We start from the raw sequence: 16,961 nt of genomic DNA on the forward strand, positions 1-16,961 counted from the left end.
AGCTAGGCTGTCGAAATAAGGAGAGACCATGGCCACCGCACCGGGGGGCCTCACCGTCCCCGAGATCACCCATCACCGCGCCGACGTCAACGGAACGACCCTGCACTACGCCGCCGCCGGGTCCACGGGGTCCCCGGTCCTGCTGGTCCACGGGTTCCCCGAGACCTGGAGGGCCTTCCGCAAGGTCATCCCCCTGCTCGCCGCCGGCCATCGGGTCTTCGCCGTGGACCTGCGCGGCTTCGGCGACTCCGACACCGCGCCCGGCGGCCACGACAGCAGGGCCTCGGCCGAGGACCTGCACCAGCTGATCGCGCACCTCGGCCTCGGCCCGGTCCACCTGACCGGGCAGGACATCAGCGGGGCGACGGTCTTCCGGCTGGCCGTCACCCACCCGGAGGACGTGCTCAGCCTCACCGCCATCGAGACGGGCCTGCCCGGCTTCGGCTGGGAGATGCTGGCCGACGTCGCCCACGGCGGCGCCTGGCACATCGGTGTCCTCGCCGCGCCCGGCATTCCCGAGATGCTCCTGGCCGGCCGGGAACGCGAGTTCCTGGGGCAGTACGCGTTCCCCTCCATGACCGCCGTCGCGGGCGCGGTCACCGACGCCGATATCGACGACTTCGCCCGCACCTACGCACGCCCGGACGGCTGGCGCGGCGCGACCGGCCTCTATCGGTCGTTGCTTCAGGAAGGGCCCGAACTCAAGGCCCTCGCCGAATCTCCTGGGCTCACCATGCCAGTGCTCGCGGTCGGGGCCGGCGGCGGCCCGTTCACCGCCAGGACCATGGCCCAGGCCGCCTCAGCGGGGATCAGATCCGTCCAGCTCAACGGCGTCGGCCACTACGCCGCGATGGAGGCCCCCGAGGAACTGGCCAAGGCCGTCCTCGGCTTCGTCGACGACATCGACGCCGCCTAGTGCGATGTCCATCAAGGTTCACCGCAGGGACGACCCGGCCGATGAATCTCTGACTGCCTGGGATCGCCCTGGGTGTTGGCTTTGGAAGGTTCCTATTCGGTGGCCGTCGCCCGGACGCGCGCTAGTGATCTGGCGACCTGACCGGCCAGGACGGGGTCGGTGCCGCGCGCCAGGTCCGCCGCCGCACCCCAGGCGCGCGTCGCGGCTCCCGGCCGTCCGGCCCCCGCGTGGACGCGGCCGAGCAGTTCGAGCGCCCTGGCATGCCACACGCCGCCGGCACCGTGCTTGCGGAACACCGCGACGGCCCCCTCGACCCGGGTCAGCGCCGACTGACGCTCGCCCTTGGCGACGTGCAGTTCGGCGAATTCGAGCAGCACCCGTCCCCGGATCAGCCGGTTGCCCGTCCGGCCGACCAGGTCGAGTGCCGCGCCGAGCGCGGATTCGGCGCGGCCGAAGTCATTGAGCGTGCGCTGTGCGCATCCCAGCGAGACCAGCGCCCAAGCCTGGCCGACGACGTCACCGGTCTCCCTGGTGGAGCGGAGCACCGAGGCGAGCGTGTCGGCCGCCGGTTCCGCGTGTCCCCTGCGTAACTGGAGTTCGGCCAGCGCGTGGTCGACCCGCGTGCAGAGCCAGGGCGCACCGAGTTTGCGGGCCATGAGGAACGCGTCGTTGAGCATGCTCTCCGCGGTGGCGTACTCGCGCCGGTCGGCACTGATCTGCGCCATGAGCGTGAGCGTGTGCGCCTCGCCGGCCAGATCCTCGATCTCGCGGAAACCGGATATCGCCTGCAGGTAGCGCGACATCGCCTTGTCGTAGTAGCCCCTCAGGGCGTCGGTGTGGGCGAGGCCGCTCAGCGCCATCGCCCGGCATTTCCGATCGTCCAATTCGTCGAACATCTTCAGGGATCGGGTCAGGTGCCGGTCCGCCGCGGCCACCTTCACGCCGGTCTCCAGCGTGCCCAGGGAATACAGCAGCGCGGCCTCGCCGCGTTTGTTGCCGGCACCGCGGACGACGCTCAGCGCACTGGCGTACAAGTCGCGCCAGTCGTCGCAGCGGAGACTGGACTCCGATGCCATGGCGGCAGTGCAGGACAGGTCCCAGCACAGCTCGTCCATTCCGATCCGGGCGGCCTGGAAGGCAACGGCGGCCAACGAGTTCTGCTCTGTCCTGAACCATTCGAGAGGGTTCTGGAGAATCAGATCGCATTCGGGCAGCGGCCAGTGCTCGGCGGTCCCGTGCACGATCGCGAAGTCACCGCCGTAAATGCGGCGGTGGGCCGTGGTCGCGAGGAACAGCCAGCAGCGCAGCAGCCGCCGCAGGGCATCGAGCCGGTCGGCCGTCGACTCGTCGGCCGCGCACTGCTCCGCCGCGTAGATCCGCACCAGGTCGTGCAGGCGGAACCGGATGACGCCGTCGCCCGTGACCGTCGGCTCGACCAGGTGCGCCGCCACGAGCTGCTGGAACAGATACTCCGCGTACGCGAGGTCGGTGTCGAGCAGCGGGGCGCCCACCCATGACGCGAAGTCGGCCGTGTCGACCAGGCTCAGGCGCCGGAGCAGCCGCTGCACCGGCTCGTCCAGCAGGTCGTAGGCGACCGCGATGGAGGCGCGGACGCTGGCGCCGTCGAAGGACAGCTCGTCCAGCCGCCGCGTCTCGTCCCGGAGCTGGCCGACCATGTGCGAGATCGGCCAGTGCGGGCGGGCGCGGAGCTTCGCCGACGCGACGCGCAGCGCCATCGGGATGCCCTCGCAGAGCCGGACCAGCTCGCGCGCGGCCTCGGGCTCGGCGTTCATCCGGCGCTCCCCGACCAGCGTCATCAGCAGGTCGCTCGCGGACGACTCGTCCAGCGGCCCCACATGGATCTGATGGACGCCCTCCAGCTGGCTGATGTGCCGGCCGCACGTGACGATCGCGGCGCAGCCGCGGGTGCCGGGCAGGAACGGGGTGATGTCGTCGTTGCGGACCGCGCCGTCGATGACGATGAGCACGCGCAGGCCGGCGAGTGCGCTCCGGAACATCGCGGCCCGGCCTTCGAGGTCGGGCGGCATGGCGTCCGGACGCAGCCGGAGCGAGCGCAGCAGCCGCTCGACGAGGGAGGCGCTGCTGTCCGGCGTCCTCGGGCCCAGCTGCAGGAACAGCTGGCCGTCGGGGAAGTCCGAGCTGAGCAGGTGCGCGGCGCGCACGGCGAGCGCCGTCTTGCCCACCCCGCCGCGGCCGGTGAGCACGACCACCGGCACGTCGGGCGAGCCGCTGCTCGCGTCCTGGCCGGCGACGATCTGCGACACCCTTTCGAGGATCTCCTCGCGCCCGCCGAAGTCGGCGATGGTCCGCGGCAGCTGGCGCGGGACGGGTGTGGCCGCGGCCGTGGCGGCGGGGTCGCCGGCCGGAAGGGCGGACGGCCCCGCGGAGGGGAGGTCGATCCGTGCGTCGCGGCTGAGTATCGCCTGTTCCAGGCGGCAGAGCTCGGCGCAGGGATCGATGCCCAGCTCCTCCTGCAGGACGACGCGTCCGACGCGGAACGTCTCGAGCGCGTCGGCCTGCCGGCCCGCCCGGTACAGCGCCAGGATGAGCCGGCCGCGCAGGTGCTCGTTCAGCGGATGCTCCGCGACGAGCTCCGTGAGCTCGCCGATGATCTCGTGATGCCGGCCGAGCCGGAGTTCGAGCTCCAGGCAGTCCTGGTGGGTCGAGATCCGCCACTCGTTGAGCCGTGTCGCCGCGCTCTGGATGGCCTCGCTGTTCAGGCCCTCCAGGGCGGGCCCGCGCCACAGCGCGAGGGCTTCCCGGTAGTCGCGGACCGCCTCGGCGAAGCGCTGCTCGCCGGCCGCCCGCGCCGCGGCGGCCGTCAGCTCCTCGAAGCGGGCGAGGTCGATGGTCTCCGCGGACGCCCTGATCAGGTATCCGGGGGGCCGGGTCACGATGGCCGACTCGCCGAGGAGGCGGCGCAGCGCCGAGATCGTGATCTGCACCTGGCTCTTCGCGGTGCGCGGCGGCTTGTCGCCCCACAGCGCGTCTATTATCCGGTCGACGGAAACGACGTGTCCCGCCTCCAGAAGTAAAAGCGCCAGCGCGATCTGCTGGCGAGAAGCTGCGATGGTCACCGGGTGATCTTCGATCAGGACTTCCAGTGGACCAAGCAACGTGAACTTCATAACCCCACCCAGGGCGCTCGCTGTAGTCGGCAACGAGTACGACGATCGGGCGGACCGGTCGGGACCGACGCGCGGGACGTTATCTCCGAATCCATGGGAGCGGTCGGTCTCAGCCAATCCCACTCGCAGGATAAACCAAAAGCGCAACAATAGTCAATTGCGGCGAATGTCACCGTTCGGCAATTCCAAGGACACGGAACGTGGCCGCCGCCCCCGCCTGTGGTCGGCGATGTCCAAGATGTGGTTGTGAGGTCGGCATGCGGTGGGTTGAAGATCAACCGGAGTATCGCAGTTGAATTTTGCGCACCGTCTTCAGTGGGAAACTTCGTCCAATTTTCACCATCAGGCCGACGGTCGGCGCTATGTGGTTGAAATATGGACGAGTAATGCCGCCGCTCCGTACGACGGGGGGTTCGTCCGGAGCGGCGGCGAGGGGTGGGACGGCCGAGTCAGCGCCCCGTTGCATCCGCGGGTTCGTAGGCGGGGAGAGCGTCGTCCGATTCCCCTTCGCGGGCCTTGCGCGGCAGGCCGAACATCCCGAGGAACACGACGATCAGGATGCCGATCGCGTACCAGAGCGTGACCGCGAACGTCCGGGAGAAATTGTGCGCGTTCGCCTTGACTCCGGCCTCGGTCAGCGCCTGCTGCAACGCGGCGGGCTGACCTGCCCTGGGCTGGCAGCTCGCGGGCACGACGGTCGGGTCGGCCGCCGCCGAACGGTCCTGTACGCAGGTCCGGAAGCCGGCGAGGATCTGGTCCTGGTTCTGCGCCGGAACCCCGGCCGCGCTGAGCTGCTGCCTCAGTGCGGGTGCGGCCTCGTCGACGCCCCGTCCGGAGTCATGGTCCAGCTGGGCGAAGAAGAGCACGCCCACGAGGGCGACACCGAGCGCCCAGCCGACCTGCTGGGTGGTGTTGAGCAGCCCCGAGGCGGACCCGGCGTTGTGCTGGTGCACACCCGCGAGGATGACGTCGACGATCGGCGCGATGACCAGCCCGAACCCGAAGCCCGCGACGAGCAGCGGGCCCGCCATCTCCAAGGTGCCGATGCCGGGACCGTAGTGGCCGGCCGCCAGCGCGTACCAGGTGAACCCGGCGGCGTTGAGCAGCGCGCCCGCCATCAGCACCTTGCGGCCGAACCGGGGGGTGAGGACCTCCACCGAGAGACCAGACCCGGCGCCGCCGCCGACCGCGAAGATCGCAGCCGTCAGCCCGGCGTGCAGCGGCGTCCAGCCGAGCCCGAGCTGCAGGTAGAGCGTCCACACGAGGAAGAAGCCGCCGAGCGAGATCCAGAAGATCAGGTAGACCAGCATGCCCGAGGTGAACGCCTGGCGGCGGAACAGGCTGAGCACCACGAGCGGCGACCCGGCCGTCCTGGTCCGCCGCCGCTCGTAGGCGACGAACAGGACCAGGACCACCGCGGAGGAGGCCATCATCGCGAAGATCCACGCGGGCCAGCCGTGGTCGCGGCCCTTGATCAGCGGATAGATCAGCAGCAGGATGCCGCCCACGGCCATCACCATGCCGACGAGGTCCAGCTTCGGCGCCGTCAGCGAACGGGACTCCCGCAGGACGAACCACGCGGCGACCAGCGCGGTGAGCCCGATCGGCAGGTTGATCAGGAAGATCGTCCGCCATTCCAGCCCGAACACGTCCCCCTGGACCAGCAGGCCGCCGATGATCACGCCCGCCACGGACGCGAACCCCAGCGTCGAGCCCCAGATGCCGAGGACCTTGCCCCGCTCATTGGCGGGGAAGGTGACATGGACGATCGCGAGCACCTGCGGGACCATCAGGCCGGCCATGGCGCCCTGGAACAGCCGCGCCCCGATGAGCATCTCCGGGTTGACGGCCGTCCCGCAGAGCAGCGACGCGAGGGTGAAGCCCGAGACGCCGATCAGGAAGAGCTTCTTGCGCCCGAAGATGTCGCCGAGCCGCCCGCCGGTGACCAGCAGCGCCGCGAACCCGATCACGTAGCCCGCGACGACCCATTCGATCTGCGAATATTCGGCGTTCAGGTCGCGCAGCATGCTCGGGACCGCCACGTTCACGATCGTCACGTCGAGCATGTCCATGAATCCCGCGCCCACGAGGATGACGAGGGCGAGCCAGCGCCGCGGATCCAGTTCCCGCGCCTCCCCGTCCTCGGTAGCCGCGGGGCCCGGCTGGCCCCGTTCATCGTGCGCCATGACGTCTCCACCTCCAGTCGATCCGAGAGGCGGATGCGCTGCCCCTCATAGGCAAGACGATCCGGCGCGGCAGAACCTGACCGCGAAGTTCGGAATCATCTACGCTACGCGCGTCGGCCACTCCCGGCACCCGTATGGAAACCGCGGTACAGGGGTACGTGAACCCCGCTCAGCCCCCACCCTGGTGGCGATGACGGAAGGTGACCGATGGACAGTCAGGCGGAACTGGCCGAGCAGTTCGACGCCTGCCGCGCCCACCTGAGGGCCGTGGCCTTCCGCATGCTCGGCTCGGTGCACGAGGCCGACGACGCCGTCCAGGAGGTGTGGCTGCGCGCCAGCCGCGCCTACGGGAGCGACATCGTCAGCGTCCGGGGCTGGCTGACCACGATCGCCGGACGGGTCTGCCTCGACATGCTGCGGTCGCGCCAGCGCCGGGGCGAGGAGTTCACCGACATGGGCGTCCTCGCCGAGCTCGACCGGCGGACCGGCCACGACGACCCGGCCAATCCCGAGGACGAGGCGATGCTGATCGAGTCCGTCGGGCTCGCCATGATCGTCGTCCTCGACGAGCTGGGCCCCGCCGAGCGCGTCGCCTTCGTCCTGCACGACCTGTTCGGCGTCCCCTTCACCGAGATCGGGGAGATCGTCGAGCGGTCGCCGGACGCGGCGATGAAGCTGGCCAGCCGCGCCCGGCGCCGGGTGCGCGGCACGGTCAAGATGCCCGCGGCCGATCTCGCCCGGCAGCGGAAGGTCGTCGCGGCCTTCCTGGCCGCGTCGCGGGCCGGCGACCTGCGCGCCCTGCTGACGGTGCTGGCGCCCGACGTCATCCGCCGGGCGGACCACGCCGTGCTGCGCGCGGGCGCGGAGGCCGTGATCCACGGCGCCCGCAGCGTCGCCGAGGACGCGGTGTTCTACTCGACCCTCGCGCGGTCCGCCCACGTGGCCTTGGTGAACGGCGGCGTCGGCGTCGTCGTCGCGCCTCGCGGGCGGCTGCTGGCGGTCATCGACCTCACCGTCGGCGACGACGGCCTCGTTACCGAGATCGACATCATCGGTGCCCCGGAGAGGCTCGGCAAGGTGCAGGTGCACTGCCCCGATTTTCACGACGACCCGGCGATCTGACCGATTCGCCACGCTCGGCCTGATCTCAGCGGACATGACCTACTTGTTCGTGATCGTGCGCCGCGGAAACTTCATGATCATGGATAGCACGTCATCTCGGTTTCGGTGCACGCCATGCGGCCGTGCTTGATTGGGGCAGCAGGCAGCGAATACCTTGGAATCGCCCTGGCCGGCACCACTGCCGATGGAGCGTTCTAATGAAAGTTTTCTCCTTCAGTAACACCCGTCAGTAGGCTAGTAAAAGCCATACGATAAGGATATGATACTGGCGCAAAGGCGCTCGCATGATACTCTCGCAGAGAGCCGTGAAGGCCCGGTACGTCGAATAGAGACGTCATGGGCAGAGGCTGCCCGCCGGCCGACACAGCGCCATTCAGGCCCCCATTCGCCTGGAGTCGACCAACGGTGAAAATCACGGTGAGCGTAATTGACGGAGTGTCCGGCCGTCCCGCGGAGGGCGTCGAGGTGTCCGTCCTCGGCCGGCCCGCGGGGGAGCCGGGCCGTCGCCTGCACGGGTTCACCGACCCGGACGGGAACTTCACGTACTCGTCCGAAACCCCGAAGATCCCCGGCGGCGGCGGATGCTATGACGTGGAGCTGGACGTCGACGCGTACTACACCAGCCAGGGGATCGTGGCCGGCTACAAGAAGGTCTCGATCGTGGTCCGGATCGACGGCACGGAGCCGGACTACCGGGTCGGCACGTTCATTACGCCGTTCACGCACGCCACCTGGAGCCTCCGGTGAGCCGAAACGGCCGCCGGCCCTCCCGGCGGGCGACTCGGCCGGCCCCCGGCGAAGAACGCCGATAGGCGCACGATAGCGCCGCGATTCCTCCCTGTCCGATCGTCCATACGGTGGCCGGTCAAGACGGCCGGCCGACGTGAGAACGAGCGAGACGGGGGTCTGGCAATGCGGCAGATCTGTGTCATTCGAACGTGCGCTACGTCCCTGTCCGGAGGGGCGGCGGCCCGGGGCTCGCGGTTGTGCGCCCCCTGCCGGAGTCTGCTGGCCGGCCACCTGGCCGGCCTGCCCGCGCTCTACCTGGCCTGCGAGCAGGACCTGGAGGTGCGCCGGCAGCACCCGATCGGGATGGTGCGCGGCCGGCGGCCGAGAGGGATCTGCCTGGACGACGTCACCGCCACCGTGCGCAGCGACACGGTCCGGGTGCTCTCCTCCTGGTGCGAGATGATCATCGACGAGCGCGGCGCGATGAGGCTCGGCCGCCTCGACGTGCAGACGCTCACCTCCTTCCTCCAAGCCCATCTGGACTGGCTGGCGCGCCACGAGGCCGTCGCCGACTTCGCCGAGGAGATGGCCGCCCTCGTCGCGGACGCGAAGCGGGCGCTGGATCCGGCGCGCGGCCGGACCGTCGACCTCGGCCGCTGCGCGACGGACGGATGCGGCGGGACGGTCCGGGCCACCGTCGGCGCCGGCGGCCAGGGCGCGGTGCCCCAGGTGCGCTGCGACGCCGGGCACAGCTGGCAGCCGCGGCAGTGGCTCGACCTCCGCCGCCGGCTGGACGTGCCCGCCGGTGGCGCGGCCGCCGGGAGGAGCACGCCATGAGGCAGGCGCCCAGCGGACGCATCACGGTGCCGACCGAACTCGCCGCGCTCGCCGCCGGCGTCGCCGTGGCGACCATCAGGAAATGGGCGAGCCGCGGCAAGCTCACTCGCTACGGCAGCCCGAGACGGGCGGAATACGACCTGGACGAGCTCTACGAGCTGATGGCCAAGAACACGTCGAGGCGGTGAGCTGCGCCAATGATGAAAATTGCGACCGCTGCCAAGTGGGCCCTTGACGCCGTCCGGCAGAACTGTCACGCTGCAGGAAGCGGCAGAGGTATGCCCGAATCATTCGCGGAGACCGAGGCGCCTTAAGGCCTTCGGCAGCCACAGCCCGGTCGATCACGCGGACGGTCCCTGGTTCCGGCCAATTCATTTCCCCTCGCACATGTCACCCCCGCATGTGCGGTCTGCCGCAAACCCTGCGCGACGACAATCGTCGGAGGCCCATCATGCCTGACAACGCCCAATTCCCCGGCGGCGGCGAGGAAGCCGACCTTCGGAAGCTGAACCGCATGACGGTCGAGAAGTACATGAACACGAGGGGACAGGACCGACTCCGCCGGCACCTGCTCTTCACCGAGGACGGCGTCGGCGGTCTGTGGACCAATGACACCGGGCAGCCCATCGCCATTCACGGCCGGGACCGCCTCGCCGAGCACGCGGTCTGGTCGCTGAAATGCTTCCCCGACTGGGCCTGGATCAACATCGAGGTCTTCGAGACGCAGGACCCGAACTTCTTCTGGGTCGAATGCGACGGCGAGGGCGCCATCCGGTTCCCCGGCTACCCCGAAGGCCACTACACGAACCACTTCCTGCACTCGTTCCGGCTGGAGAACGGAAAGATCAGGCAGCAGCGCGAGTTCATGAACCCGTTCGAGCAGTTGCGCGCACTGGGCATCCCGATTCCCGAGGTCAAGCGAGAGGGAATCCCGACCTAGCACCGCGCGCCCTCGACGGGTGGAGACCGATGAACAAGGCGAAGTCCGCACACGAGTTGCGCAAGCTGCACCTGAGCCTGGAATCCGGGGCCGCCCTCCAGCAGCCCGACTGGAGCGATCCAGCACAGGTCCGGCGCATGCGCGAGCTGCTGGCGTCCCGTCCCATGCTCGTCCGGGCGAGGGACGTCATGACCCTGCGTTCGCTGCTCGCCGAGGTCGCGGAGGGGCGGTCCCTGGTCGTCCAGGCCGGGGACTGCGCCGAGGACCCGGACGAGTGCACGCCGGAGCACCTCAGCAGGAAGTCCGCCGCGCTGCACACGCTGGCCGGCGCGCTGACCGCCATCACCGACAAGCCGGTGGTGCGGGCCGGGCGGCTCGGCGGGCAGTTCGCCAAACCGCGCAGCAGACCCACCGAGAAGGTCGGCGACCTCGTCCTCCCGGCGTTCCGGGGCCATCTCGTCAACGATCCGGCGCCGACGCCGGAGAGCCGGGAGCCCGACCCGCTGCGCATCCTCACCGGATACATGGCAGCGAGCGAGATCATGGAGTACCTCGGCTGGCGCGGCGCGCGGAGCCTCCCGCAGAGCGGCCCGCCCATCTGGACGAGCCACGAGGCGCTGCTCCTCGACTACGAGGTCCCGCTGGTCCGGCAGGACGAGACGGGAGCGCTCGTCCTCGGCTCGACGCACTGGCCCTGGGTGGGCGAGCGGACCCGGCAGGCGGACGGCCCCCACGTCGCCCTGCTCGCCGAGGTCGCCAATCCGCTGGCCTGCAAGATGGGGCCGGAGACGACGCGGGACGAGCTGCTCGCCCTGTGCGAACGGCTCGACCCCGAACGCGAGCGAGGCCGGCTGACCCTCATCCCCCGGATGGGCGCCGACCTCGCGGCCTGCCGGCTGGTGCCGCTCGTCGAGGCGGTGAAGGCCGCCGGGCACCCGGTCATCTGGCTGTGCGACCCGATGCACGCCAACACGGTCGTCACACCGGACGGCTGGAAGACGCGCCTGGTCGAGACGCTCATGCGGGAGGTCGCGGACTTCGTGCCCGCGGTCCAGGCCGGCGGCGGGGTCGCGGGCGGGCTGCACCTGGAGACCACCCCCGACGACGTCACCGAGTGCGTCGTCGACGAGAGCGGCTTCGGCCAGGTGGGAGACCGGTACCGGACCTTCTGCGACCCGCGGCTCACGCTCTGGCAGGCGGTCGCGGTGATCTCGGCCTGGGGGAGCCGACGTTGACCGATCGAGAGGGAGGAGCCCTCATGCCCGGCATACCCCGCATCGAGACGTACCAGATCCCCGGCCTGGGCGACCTGCCGCCCAACGTCGCCAAGTGGACGCCGGACCCCGCGCGGGCGGTCCTGCTCATTCACGATATGCAGCGCTTCTTCATCCGGCCCCTGCCGGGCCCCACCCGGGACGAGCTCGTCGCGACCATCGCGCAGCTGCGCGAACGCGCTTCGGCGCTCGGCGTCCAGGTCGCCTACTCGGCGCAGCCCGGCGACATGAGCGAGGAGGAGCGCGGCCTGCTCAAGGACTTCTGGGGGCCCGGCATGAGCAGCACCCCGGACGACCGGCTCGTCACCGACGAGCTGTACCCCGAGGCCGCCGACTGGATGTTCTTCAAGCGCCGCTACAGCGCCTTCTTCGGCTGCGACCTGCTGGACCGCATGCGCCGGAGCGGGCGCGACCAGCTGATCGTCTGCGGCGTGTACGCGCACCTCGGGGTGCTGATCACCGCGGTCGAGGCGTACAGCAACGACCTCCAGACGTTCGTGGTCGGCGACGCCGTCGCCGACTTCAGCGCCGCCCACCACCGCATGGCGCTGGACTACGCGGCCGAGTCCTGCGCGGCGGTGGTGAGCGCGAAGGAGGTGTTCTTGTGACCGGCGCGGGCGGTGCGGCCCGGCCGGGCGCGGCGGGCGACGATCTGCTCGGCGCCGTGCTGGACCTGCGGGCTCCCGCCTTCGCGCTGCTGCACCGCCCCGAGACGAACGGGCCGGGGCTGGTGGACGTCCTCGCCGGCGACGTCGCGCACGTCACCGCGCTGGCGGACATCGCGCTCCCCGGCCCCGGCGACGTCCCGGCGGGAGCGGCGGCCGGCCCCGACGTGCTGGCGATCATCCCGTACCGGCAGATCCGCGAGCGCGGCTTCGCGTGCGCGGACGACGGCGCCCCGCTGATCACGATCACGGTGACCCGGCACGCGACGGCGCCGGTCGCCGAGGTGCTCGCCCGGATCCCCGACCTGCCGATCGCCGTGCCGGACGGACGCTTCGACGTGCCGGACGACGCCTACGCCGACACCGTCCGCCGGGTGATCAAGGAGGCGATCGGCGAGGGCGAGGGGTCGAATTTCGTCATCAAGCGGTTCTTCCTCACCGACATCGCCGGCTACACGCCGCGCAGCGCACTGGCGCTGTTCCGGCGGCTGCTCCTGATCGAGTCGGGCACGTACTGGACGTTCCTCGTCCACACCGGCGACCGGACGTTCGTGGGCGCCACGCCTGAGCGGCACGTCACGCTGAACGACGGCGTCGCCACCATGAACCCCATCAGCGGCACCTACCGCTACCCCGAGTCCGGCCCCACGGTGCCCGGCGTCCTCGACTTCCTCGCCGACCGGAAGGAGTCCGAGGAGCTCTACATGGTCCTGGACGAGGAGCTCAAGATGATGACCCGGATCTGCGAGCCGGGCGTCCGGGTGGTGGGCCCGCGGCTCAAGGAGATGGCGCGGCTCGCGCACACCGAGTACTTCATCGAGGGCAGGAGCGGGCGCGACGTCCGCGACATCCTCCGGCAGACCATGTTCGCCCCGACCGTCACCGGGAGCCCGCTGGAGAACGCGTGCCGGGTCATCAGCCGGCACGAGCCGATGGGCCGCGGCTACTACAGCGGGGTCGCCGCCTGCATCGGCCACGACGCGGCCGGCCGCCGGACCCTCGACTCGGCCATCCTCATCCGCACCGCCGACATCGACCGCGGCGGCCGGATGCGGATCGGCGTCGGCAACACGCTCGTCCGCCACTCCGATCCGGCGTCGGAGGTCGCCGAGACCCGCGCGAAGCTGGCCGGAATGCTCACCGCGCTGCAGGCCGATTCGCCGTCCGGGCTGGAGTCGCATCCGCGTGTGCGGGACGCGCTGGCACGGCGCAACACCTCCATCGCCGGCTTCTGGCTGGGGGACGGCGCCGGACGGGCGCCGGCCTTCCCCGACCTGGCCGGCTGCGAGACGCTGATCGTGGACGCCGAGGACACCTTCACCTCGATGCTGGAGCACCAGCTGCGCAGCCTGGACATGAAGGTGACGGTGCGCCGCCACGACGAGATCCCCCCGTTCGAGGACTACGACTTCGTCGTCCTCGGACCGGGCCCCGGCGATCCGGGCGACCCGCGCCTGCGCAAGATCGACCGGCTGTCGGCGGCGGCGGGCGCCCTGCTGGCCGGCCGCCGCCCGTTCCTCGCCGTCTGCCTGAGCCACCAGGTCCTGTGCATGCGGCTCGGCCTCGGCCTGCGCCGCAGGGACGCGCCGAACCAGGGTGTCCAGCTGCCGATCGACCTGTTCGGACGCCGGGAGAGGGTCGGGTTCTACAACACGTTCACGGCCTGGTCGGCGTGCGACCGCATCGAGCCCGGCGGCGCCGGCCCGGTGGAGGTCTGCCGCGATCCGGAGACGGGCGACGTGCACGCGCTGCGCGGCCGGCGCTTCGCCTCCCTCCAGTTCCATGCCGAGTCGGTGCTGTCGCAGAACGGCCCGCGCATCCTCGGGTCGACGATCAGAAGGGCGCTGAGCGGATGACACCGGATCAGACGCACCACTACACGGTGATCGACGTCTTCACCGACACCCCGCTGCAGGGCAACCCCGTCGCCGTCTTCTTCGACGCCGAGGACCTCACCGCTGAGCGCATGCAGCGCATCGCCGGCGAGATGAAGCTGTCGGAGGTCACGTTCGTCCTGCCGCCGGAGAACGGCGGCGACGCGCGCGTCCGCATCTTCACACCGGTCAACGAGCTGCCGTTCGCCGGGCACCCGCTGCTCGGCACGGCCGTCGCACTCGGTGAATCGGTCGACGAGCACCGGCTCTGGCTGGAGACGAAGATGGGCACCATCCCCTTCCGGCTGGAACGTCTCGACGGACGGATCGTCGCCGCCCAGATGACCCAGCCGGTGCCCACCTGGTCGGAGTTCGACCGCACCGAGGAACTGCTGTCGGCCCTGGGCGTCCCGGACCCGGAGCTCCCGGTGGAGATCTACTGCAACGGGCCCCGGCACGTCTTCGTGGGGCTCGACAGCGTGGAGGCGCTGTCGAAGGTCGATCCCGACCACCGCGCCCTGGCCGCGTTCCCCGACATGGCGACCAACTGCTTCGCCCGTGACGGCGCGGAATGGCGCCTCCGCATGTTCTCCCCGGCCTACGGGGTGACCGAGGACGCGGCCACGGGCTCCGCCGCGGGACCGCTCGCCATCCACCTCGCCCGCCACGGGCGCATCACCTTCGGGCAGTGGATCGCCATCCACCAGGGAGTCGAGATGGGCCGGCGGTCCCTCATGCGCGCGCGGGCCGACTGCGCCCTCGGCCGCATCACGACCGTGCGGGTCGCCGGATCGGGCGTCCCGGTCGCCCGAGGCGTGATCTACGCCTGACCAGCGACTCGACGCCTGACGGACAAGGGAGGCAGCGGTGAGCCGGACGTACGAGAGCCTGACCGGCGTCCTGGACGAGTCCTTCCCCGAATATGCCGAACCGCCGGACGAGCCCATGGCCCTCGCCCGGCTGTGGATCTCGGCGGCCACCGAGGCCGGGGTGCGCGAGCCGCTGGCGCTCGCGCTCGCCACGTCCGACGCCGGCGGCCGCGCCTCCAACCGGATGGTGACGATCGTCGAGGCCACCGGCCGCGGCCTGGTCTTCACCAGCCACAGCACCAGCCAGAAGGGCCGGGAGATCGCACAGACCGGCTGGGCCTCGGGCTTGCTGTACTGGCGGGAGCTGGCCCGGCAGCTGATCGTGTCGGGTCCCGTGGCCATGCTGGACGCGGCCGAGGCGGACCGGCTCTGGGCCGCCCGCCCCGCCCCGCTGCACGCCATGACGACGGCGTCCCGGCAGAGCGAGCCCCTTGAGGACGTCGCCGGCCTCCACGCCGAGGCCGGCCGGCTGGCGGAGGGCGGCGGCCCGCTGCCCAGGCCGGACCGGTTCGCCGCCTACCGCCTGGAGCCGGCCGTCGTCGAATTCTGGTCCGCGTCGTCCGGCCGGCTGCATCGGCGGCTGCGCTACGACCGGGCCGCAGCGGGCTGGAAGACCAGCAGGTTGCAGCCCTAGCGGGCACCCCGGCCCGTTTCACGTCAACCCCGGCGGTACCGCGATCGCGGTACCGCCCTGGGTGCGTTGCCCCGCATCAGTCTGGGACACAGAGGAGTACCCCCCATGGCGGACAAGACCCCTGAACTCGACGCGATCGTCATCGGCGCCGGGATGGGCGGAATCTACGCGCTCCACAAGCTCCGCAACGAGCTCGGCCTCACCGTCCGGGCGTTCGACCGGGCGGGCGGCATCGGCGGCACCTGGTGGTGGAACCGCTACCCGGGCGCCAAGTCGGACAGCGAGGGCCTGGTCTACCGGTTCTCGTTCGACAAGGAGACGATCGCCGAACCGATCGGGAACAACCGCTACATCGATCAGGCCGACATGCAGGCCTACCTGGAGTCGATCGTCGACAAGTTCGGCCTGCGCGAGCACATCCAGCTCGACACCAGCATCGACTCGATGGTGTTCGACGAGGCCGAGGGCATCTGGACGGTCACGACCGGCGGGGGCGAGACCCACACCGCGCACTTCGTCGTCACCGCGCTCGGACCCCTGTCGGCCGAGTACTACCCCGACATCAAGGGACGCGACACCTTCCGCGGGCGCCTCGTCCACACCGCCACCTGGCCCGCCGACCTCACGATCGACGGCAAGCGCGTCGGCGTCATCGGCACCGGCTCGACCGGAACCCAGTTCATCTGCGCGGCCTCCAAGACGGCCGCCCACCTGACGGTCTTCCAGCGGACGGCGCAGTACGTCGTCCCGAACGGCAACGCCCCGTTCACCGAGGACGAGAAGGCCGACTACCGGGCCAACCACCAGAAGATCTGGGATGAGGTCTGGACCTCCTACGTCGGCGCCGGGTTCATGGAGAGCCACGTACCCGCGATGAGCATCTCCGCGGAGGAGCGCCGGCGCGTCTTCGAGGCGGCCTGGGCGAAGGGCAACGCGTTCCGCTTCATGCTCGAGACGTTCTCCGACATCGCGCTCGACCCGGACGCCAACGCGGCCGCGGCCGACTTCATCCGGTCGAAGATCAAGGAGATCGTCCGGGACCCGGAGACCGCGCGGAAGCTGATGCCGAGCGGGTACTACGCCCGCCGCCCGGTCAGCAACGAGGACTACTACGAGACGTTCAACCGGGACAACGTCTCCCTGGTCAGCCTCAAGGAGAACCCGATCAGGGAGATCACCCCCGACGGCGTCCTCACCGAGGACGGCGTCGAGCACGAACTGGACGTCCTGGTCTTCGCGACCGGGTTCGACGCGTTCGACGGCACCTACCGGCAGATGGACATCCGCGGCCGCGGCGGCGTGACCATCCAGGAGCACTGGAAGGACGGCAGCGGCAGCTACCTCGGCATCTCCTGCCACCGGTTCCCGAACATGTTCATGATCTTCGGTCCGTGCACCGTCTTCAGCAACCTGCCGCCCGGGATCGAGACCCAGGTCGACTGGATCACCGGCCTGATCAAGACGGCGCTGGACGACGGCAAGCGGTACATCGAGGCGACCGAGAGCGCCGAGAAGACGTGGACCGCGACGTGCGACCAGATCGCCCAGCACAGCCTGTTCTCGAAGGTCGACTCGTTCATCAACGGCGGCAACATCCCGGGCAAGAAGAAGCGGCTGCAGTTCTACGTCGCCGGGCTCGCGACGTACCGCAAGAAGCTGGAGGAAGCGGCCGACGCCGGCTACGACGGGTTCGTCCTCGGCGACCCGTCGCGGGCGGAGGACCAGCAGCCGGCATGACCCGACGGCCCGGCCGACCGGCCGGGCGG

Annotated in this window: 14 protein-coding genes; 12 read left to right on the forward strand and 2 right to left on the reverse strand. The window is 70.5% G+C overall.

Annotated elements, in window-relative coordinates; translation table 11 throughout:
* The first annotated feature begins 28 nt into the window (after nt 1-28).
* Nucleotides 29-916 carry an alpha/beta fold hydrolase gene (locus AL2_RS16430; RefSeq protein WP_067634735.1) on the forward strand — a complete coding sequence of 296 codons (888 nt, stop codon included), beginning with the start codon at nt 29-31 and terminating at the stop codon, nt 914-916.
* Nucleotides 917-1,008: 92 nt separating this feature from the next.
* On the opposite strand, the gene AL2_RS16435 is transcribed toward AL2_RS16430, so the two are convergent.
* A complete protein-coding gene (locus AL2_RS16435) occupies nt 1,009-4,014 on the reverse strand; it encodes an AfsR/SARP family transcriptional regulator (RefSeq protein WP_168444576.1) in 3,006 nt (1,001 codons plus the stop codon).
* Nucleotides 4,015-4,514: 500 nt separating this feature from the next.
* A complete protein-coding gene (locus AL2_RS16440; protein WP_067634737.1) occupies nt 4,515-6,251 on the reverse strand; it encodes a DHA2 family efflux MFS transporter permease subunit in 1,737 nt (578 codons plus the stop codon).
* 207 nt (nt 6,252-6,458) lie between these two features.
* Here AL2_RS16440 and AL2_RS16445 point away from each other — a divergent pair, with 207 nt between their 5' ends.
* From AL2_RS16445 to AL2_RS16495, 11 genes are all read left to right on the forward strand, one after another.
* Nucleotides 6,459-7,373 carry a sigma-70 family RNA polymerase sigma factor gene (locus AL2_RS16445; protein WP_067634738.1) on the forward strand — a complete coding sequence of 305 codons (915 nt, stop codon included), beginning with the start codon at nt 6,459-6,461 and terminating at the stop codon, nt 7,371-7,373.
* Nucleotides 7,374-7,790: 417 nt separating this feature from the next.
* Nucleotides 7,791-8,120 (forward strand): hydroxyisourate hydrolase, encoded by a 330-nt coding sequence (locus tag AL2_RS16450; protein ID WP_168444575.1) that lies wholly within the window; start codon nt 7,791-7,793, stop codon nt 8,118-8,120.
* Between the two features lie 237 nt (nt 8,121-8,357).
* Nucleotides 8,358-8,939 (forward strand): hypothetical protein, encoded by a 582-nt coding sequence (locus AL2_RS16455; protein ID WP_067634740.1) that lies wholly within the window; start codon nt 8,358-8,360, stop codon nt 8,937-8,939.
* Nucleotides 8,936-9,127, forward strand: coding sequence for a hypothetical protein (locus AL2_RS16460; protein WP_067634741.1), 192 nt, complete (start codon nt 8,936-8,938; stop codon nt 9,125-9,127). The genes AL2_RS16455 and AL2_RS16460 overlap by 4 nt, the downstream gene beginning before the upstream one ends.
* Before the next feature lie 263 nt (nt 9,128-9,390).
* Nucleotides 9,391-9,879, forward strand: coding sequence for a PhzA/PhzB family protein (locus tag AL2_RS16465; RefSeq protein ID WP_067634742.1), 489 nt, complete (start codon nt 9,391-9,393; stop codon nt 9,877-9,879).
* 29 nt (nt 9,880-9,908) lie between these two features.
* Nucleotides 9,909-11,114, forward strand: coding sequence for a 3-deoxy-7-phosphoheptulonate synthase (locus AL2_RS16470; protein ID WP_083946580.1), 1,206 nt, complete (start codon nt 9,909-9,911; stop codon nt 11,112-11,114).
* A gap of 23 nt (nt 11,115-11,137) precedes the next feature.
* Nucleotides 11,138-11,761, forward strand: coding sequence for an isochorismatase family protein (locus AL2_RS16475; protein ID WP_067634743.1), 624 nt, complete (start codon nt 11,138-11,140; stop codon nt 11,759-11,761).
* Nucleotides 11,758-13,674, forward strand: coding sequence for an anthranilate synthase family protein (locus AL2_RS16480; protein ID WP_067634744.1), 1,917 nt, complete (start codon nt 11,758-11,760; stop codon nt 13,672-13,674). The genes AL2_RS16475 and AL2_RS16480 overlap by 4 nt, the downstream gene beginning before the upstream one ends.
* Nucleotides 13,671-14,522, forward strand: a complete 852-nt coding sequence (locus tag AL2_RS16485) for a PhzF family phenazine biosynthesis protein (RefSeq protein ID WP_067634745.1) — start codon at nt 13,671-13,673, stop codon at nt 14,520-14,522. The genes AL2_RS16480 and AL2_RS16485 overlap by 4 nt, the downstream gene beginning before the upstream one ends.
* 37 nt (nt 14,523-14,559) lie before the next feature.
* Nucleotides 14,560-15,195, forward strand: coding sequence for a phenazine biosynthesis FMN-dependent oxidase PhzG (gene phzG / locus AL2_RS16490; RefSeq protein ID WP_067634746.1), 636 nt, complete (start codon nt 14,560-14,562; stop codon nt 15,193-15,195).
* A 105-nt stretch (nt 15,196-15,300) separates the two neighbouring features.
* A complete protein-coding gene (locus AL2_RS16495) occupies nt 15,301-16,932 on the forward strand; it encodes a flavin-containing monooxygenase (protein ID WP_067634747.1) in 1,632 nt (543 codons plus the stop codon).
* Nucleotides 16,933-16,961 lie beyond the last annotated feature (29 nt).

This window comes from Actinomadura latina NBRC 106108 (assembly GCF_001552195.1).
GTDB classification, from domain to species: Bacteria; Actinomycetota; Actinomycetes; order Streptosporangiales; family Streptosporangiaceae; genus Spirillospora; species Spirillospora latina.

What these genes read in the sequence shown, in the direction of transcription:
- AL2_RS16440 (WP_067634737.1), bottom strand. Translation starts at nt 6,251, where the DNA reads ATGGCGCACGATGAACGGGGCCAGCCGGGCCCCGCGGCTACCGAGGAC.
- AL2_RS16495 (WP_067634747.1), top strand. Translation starts at nt 15,301, where the DNA reads ATGGCGGACAAGACCCCTGAACTCGACGCGATCGTCATCGGCGCCGGG.
- AL2_RS16430 (WP_067634735.1), top strand. Translation starts at nt 29, where the DNA reads ATGGCCACCGCACCGGGGGGCCTCACCGTCCCCGAGATCACCCATCAC.
- AL2_RS16485 (WP_067634745.1), top strand. Translation starts at nt 13,671, where the DNA reads ATGACACCGGATCAGACGCACCACTACACGGTGATCGACGTCTTCACC.
- AL2_RS16475 (WP_067634743.1), top strand. Translation starts at nt 11,138, where the DNA reads ATGCCCGGCATACCCCGCATCGAGACGTACCAGATCCCCGGCCTGGGC.
- AL2_RS16465 (WP_067634742.1), top strand. Translation starts at nt 9,391, where the DNA reads ATGCCTGACAACGCCCAATTCCCCGGCGGCGGCGAGGAAGCCGACCTT.
- AL2_RS16460 (WP_067634741.1), top strand. Translation starts at nt 8,936, where the DNA reads ATGAGGCAGGCGCCCAGCGGACGCATCACGGTGCCGACCGAACTCGCC.
- AL2_RS16470 (WP_083946580.1), top strand. Translation starts at nt 9,909, where the DNA reads ATGAACAAGGCGAAGTCCGCACACGAGTTGCGCAAGCTGCACCTGAGC.
- AL2_RS16445 (WP_067634738.1), top strand. Translation starts at nt 6,459, where the DNA reads ATGGACAGTCAGGCGGAACTGGCCGAGCAGTTCGACGCCTGCCGCGCC.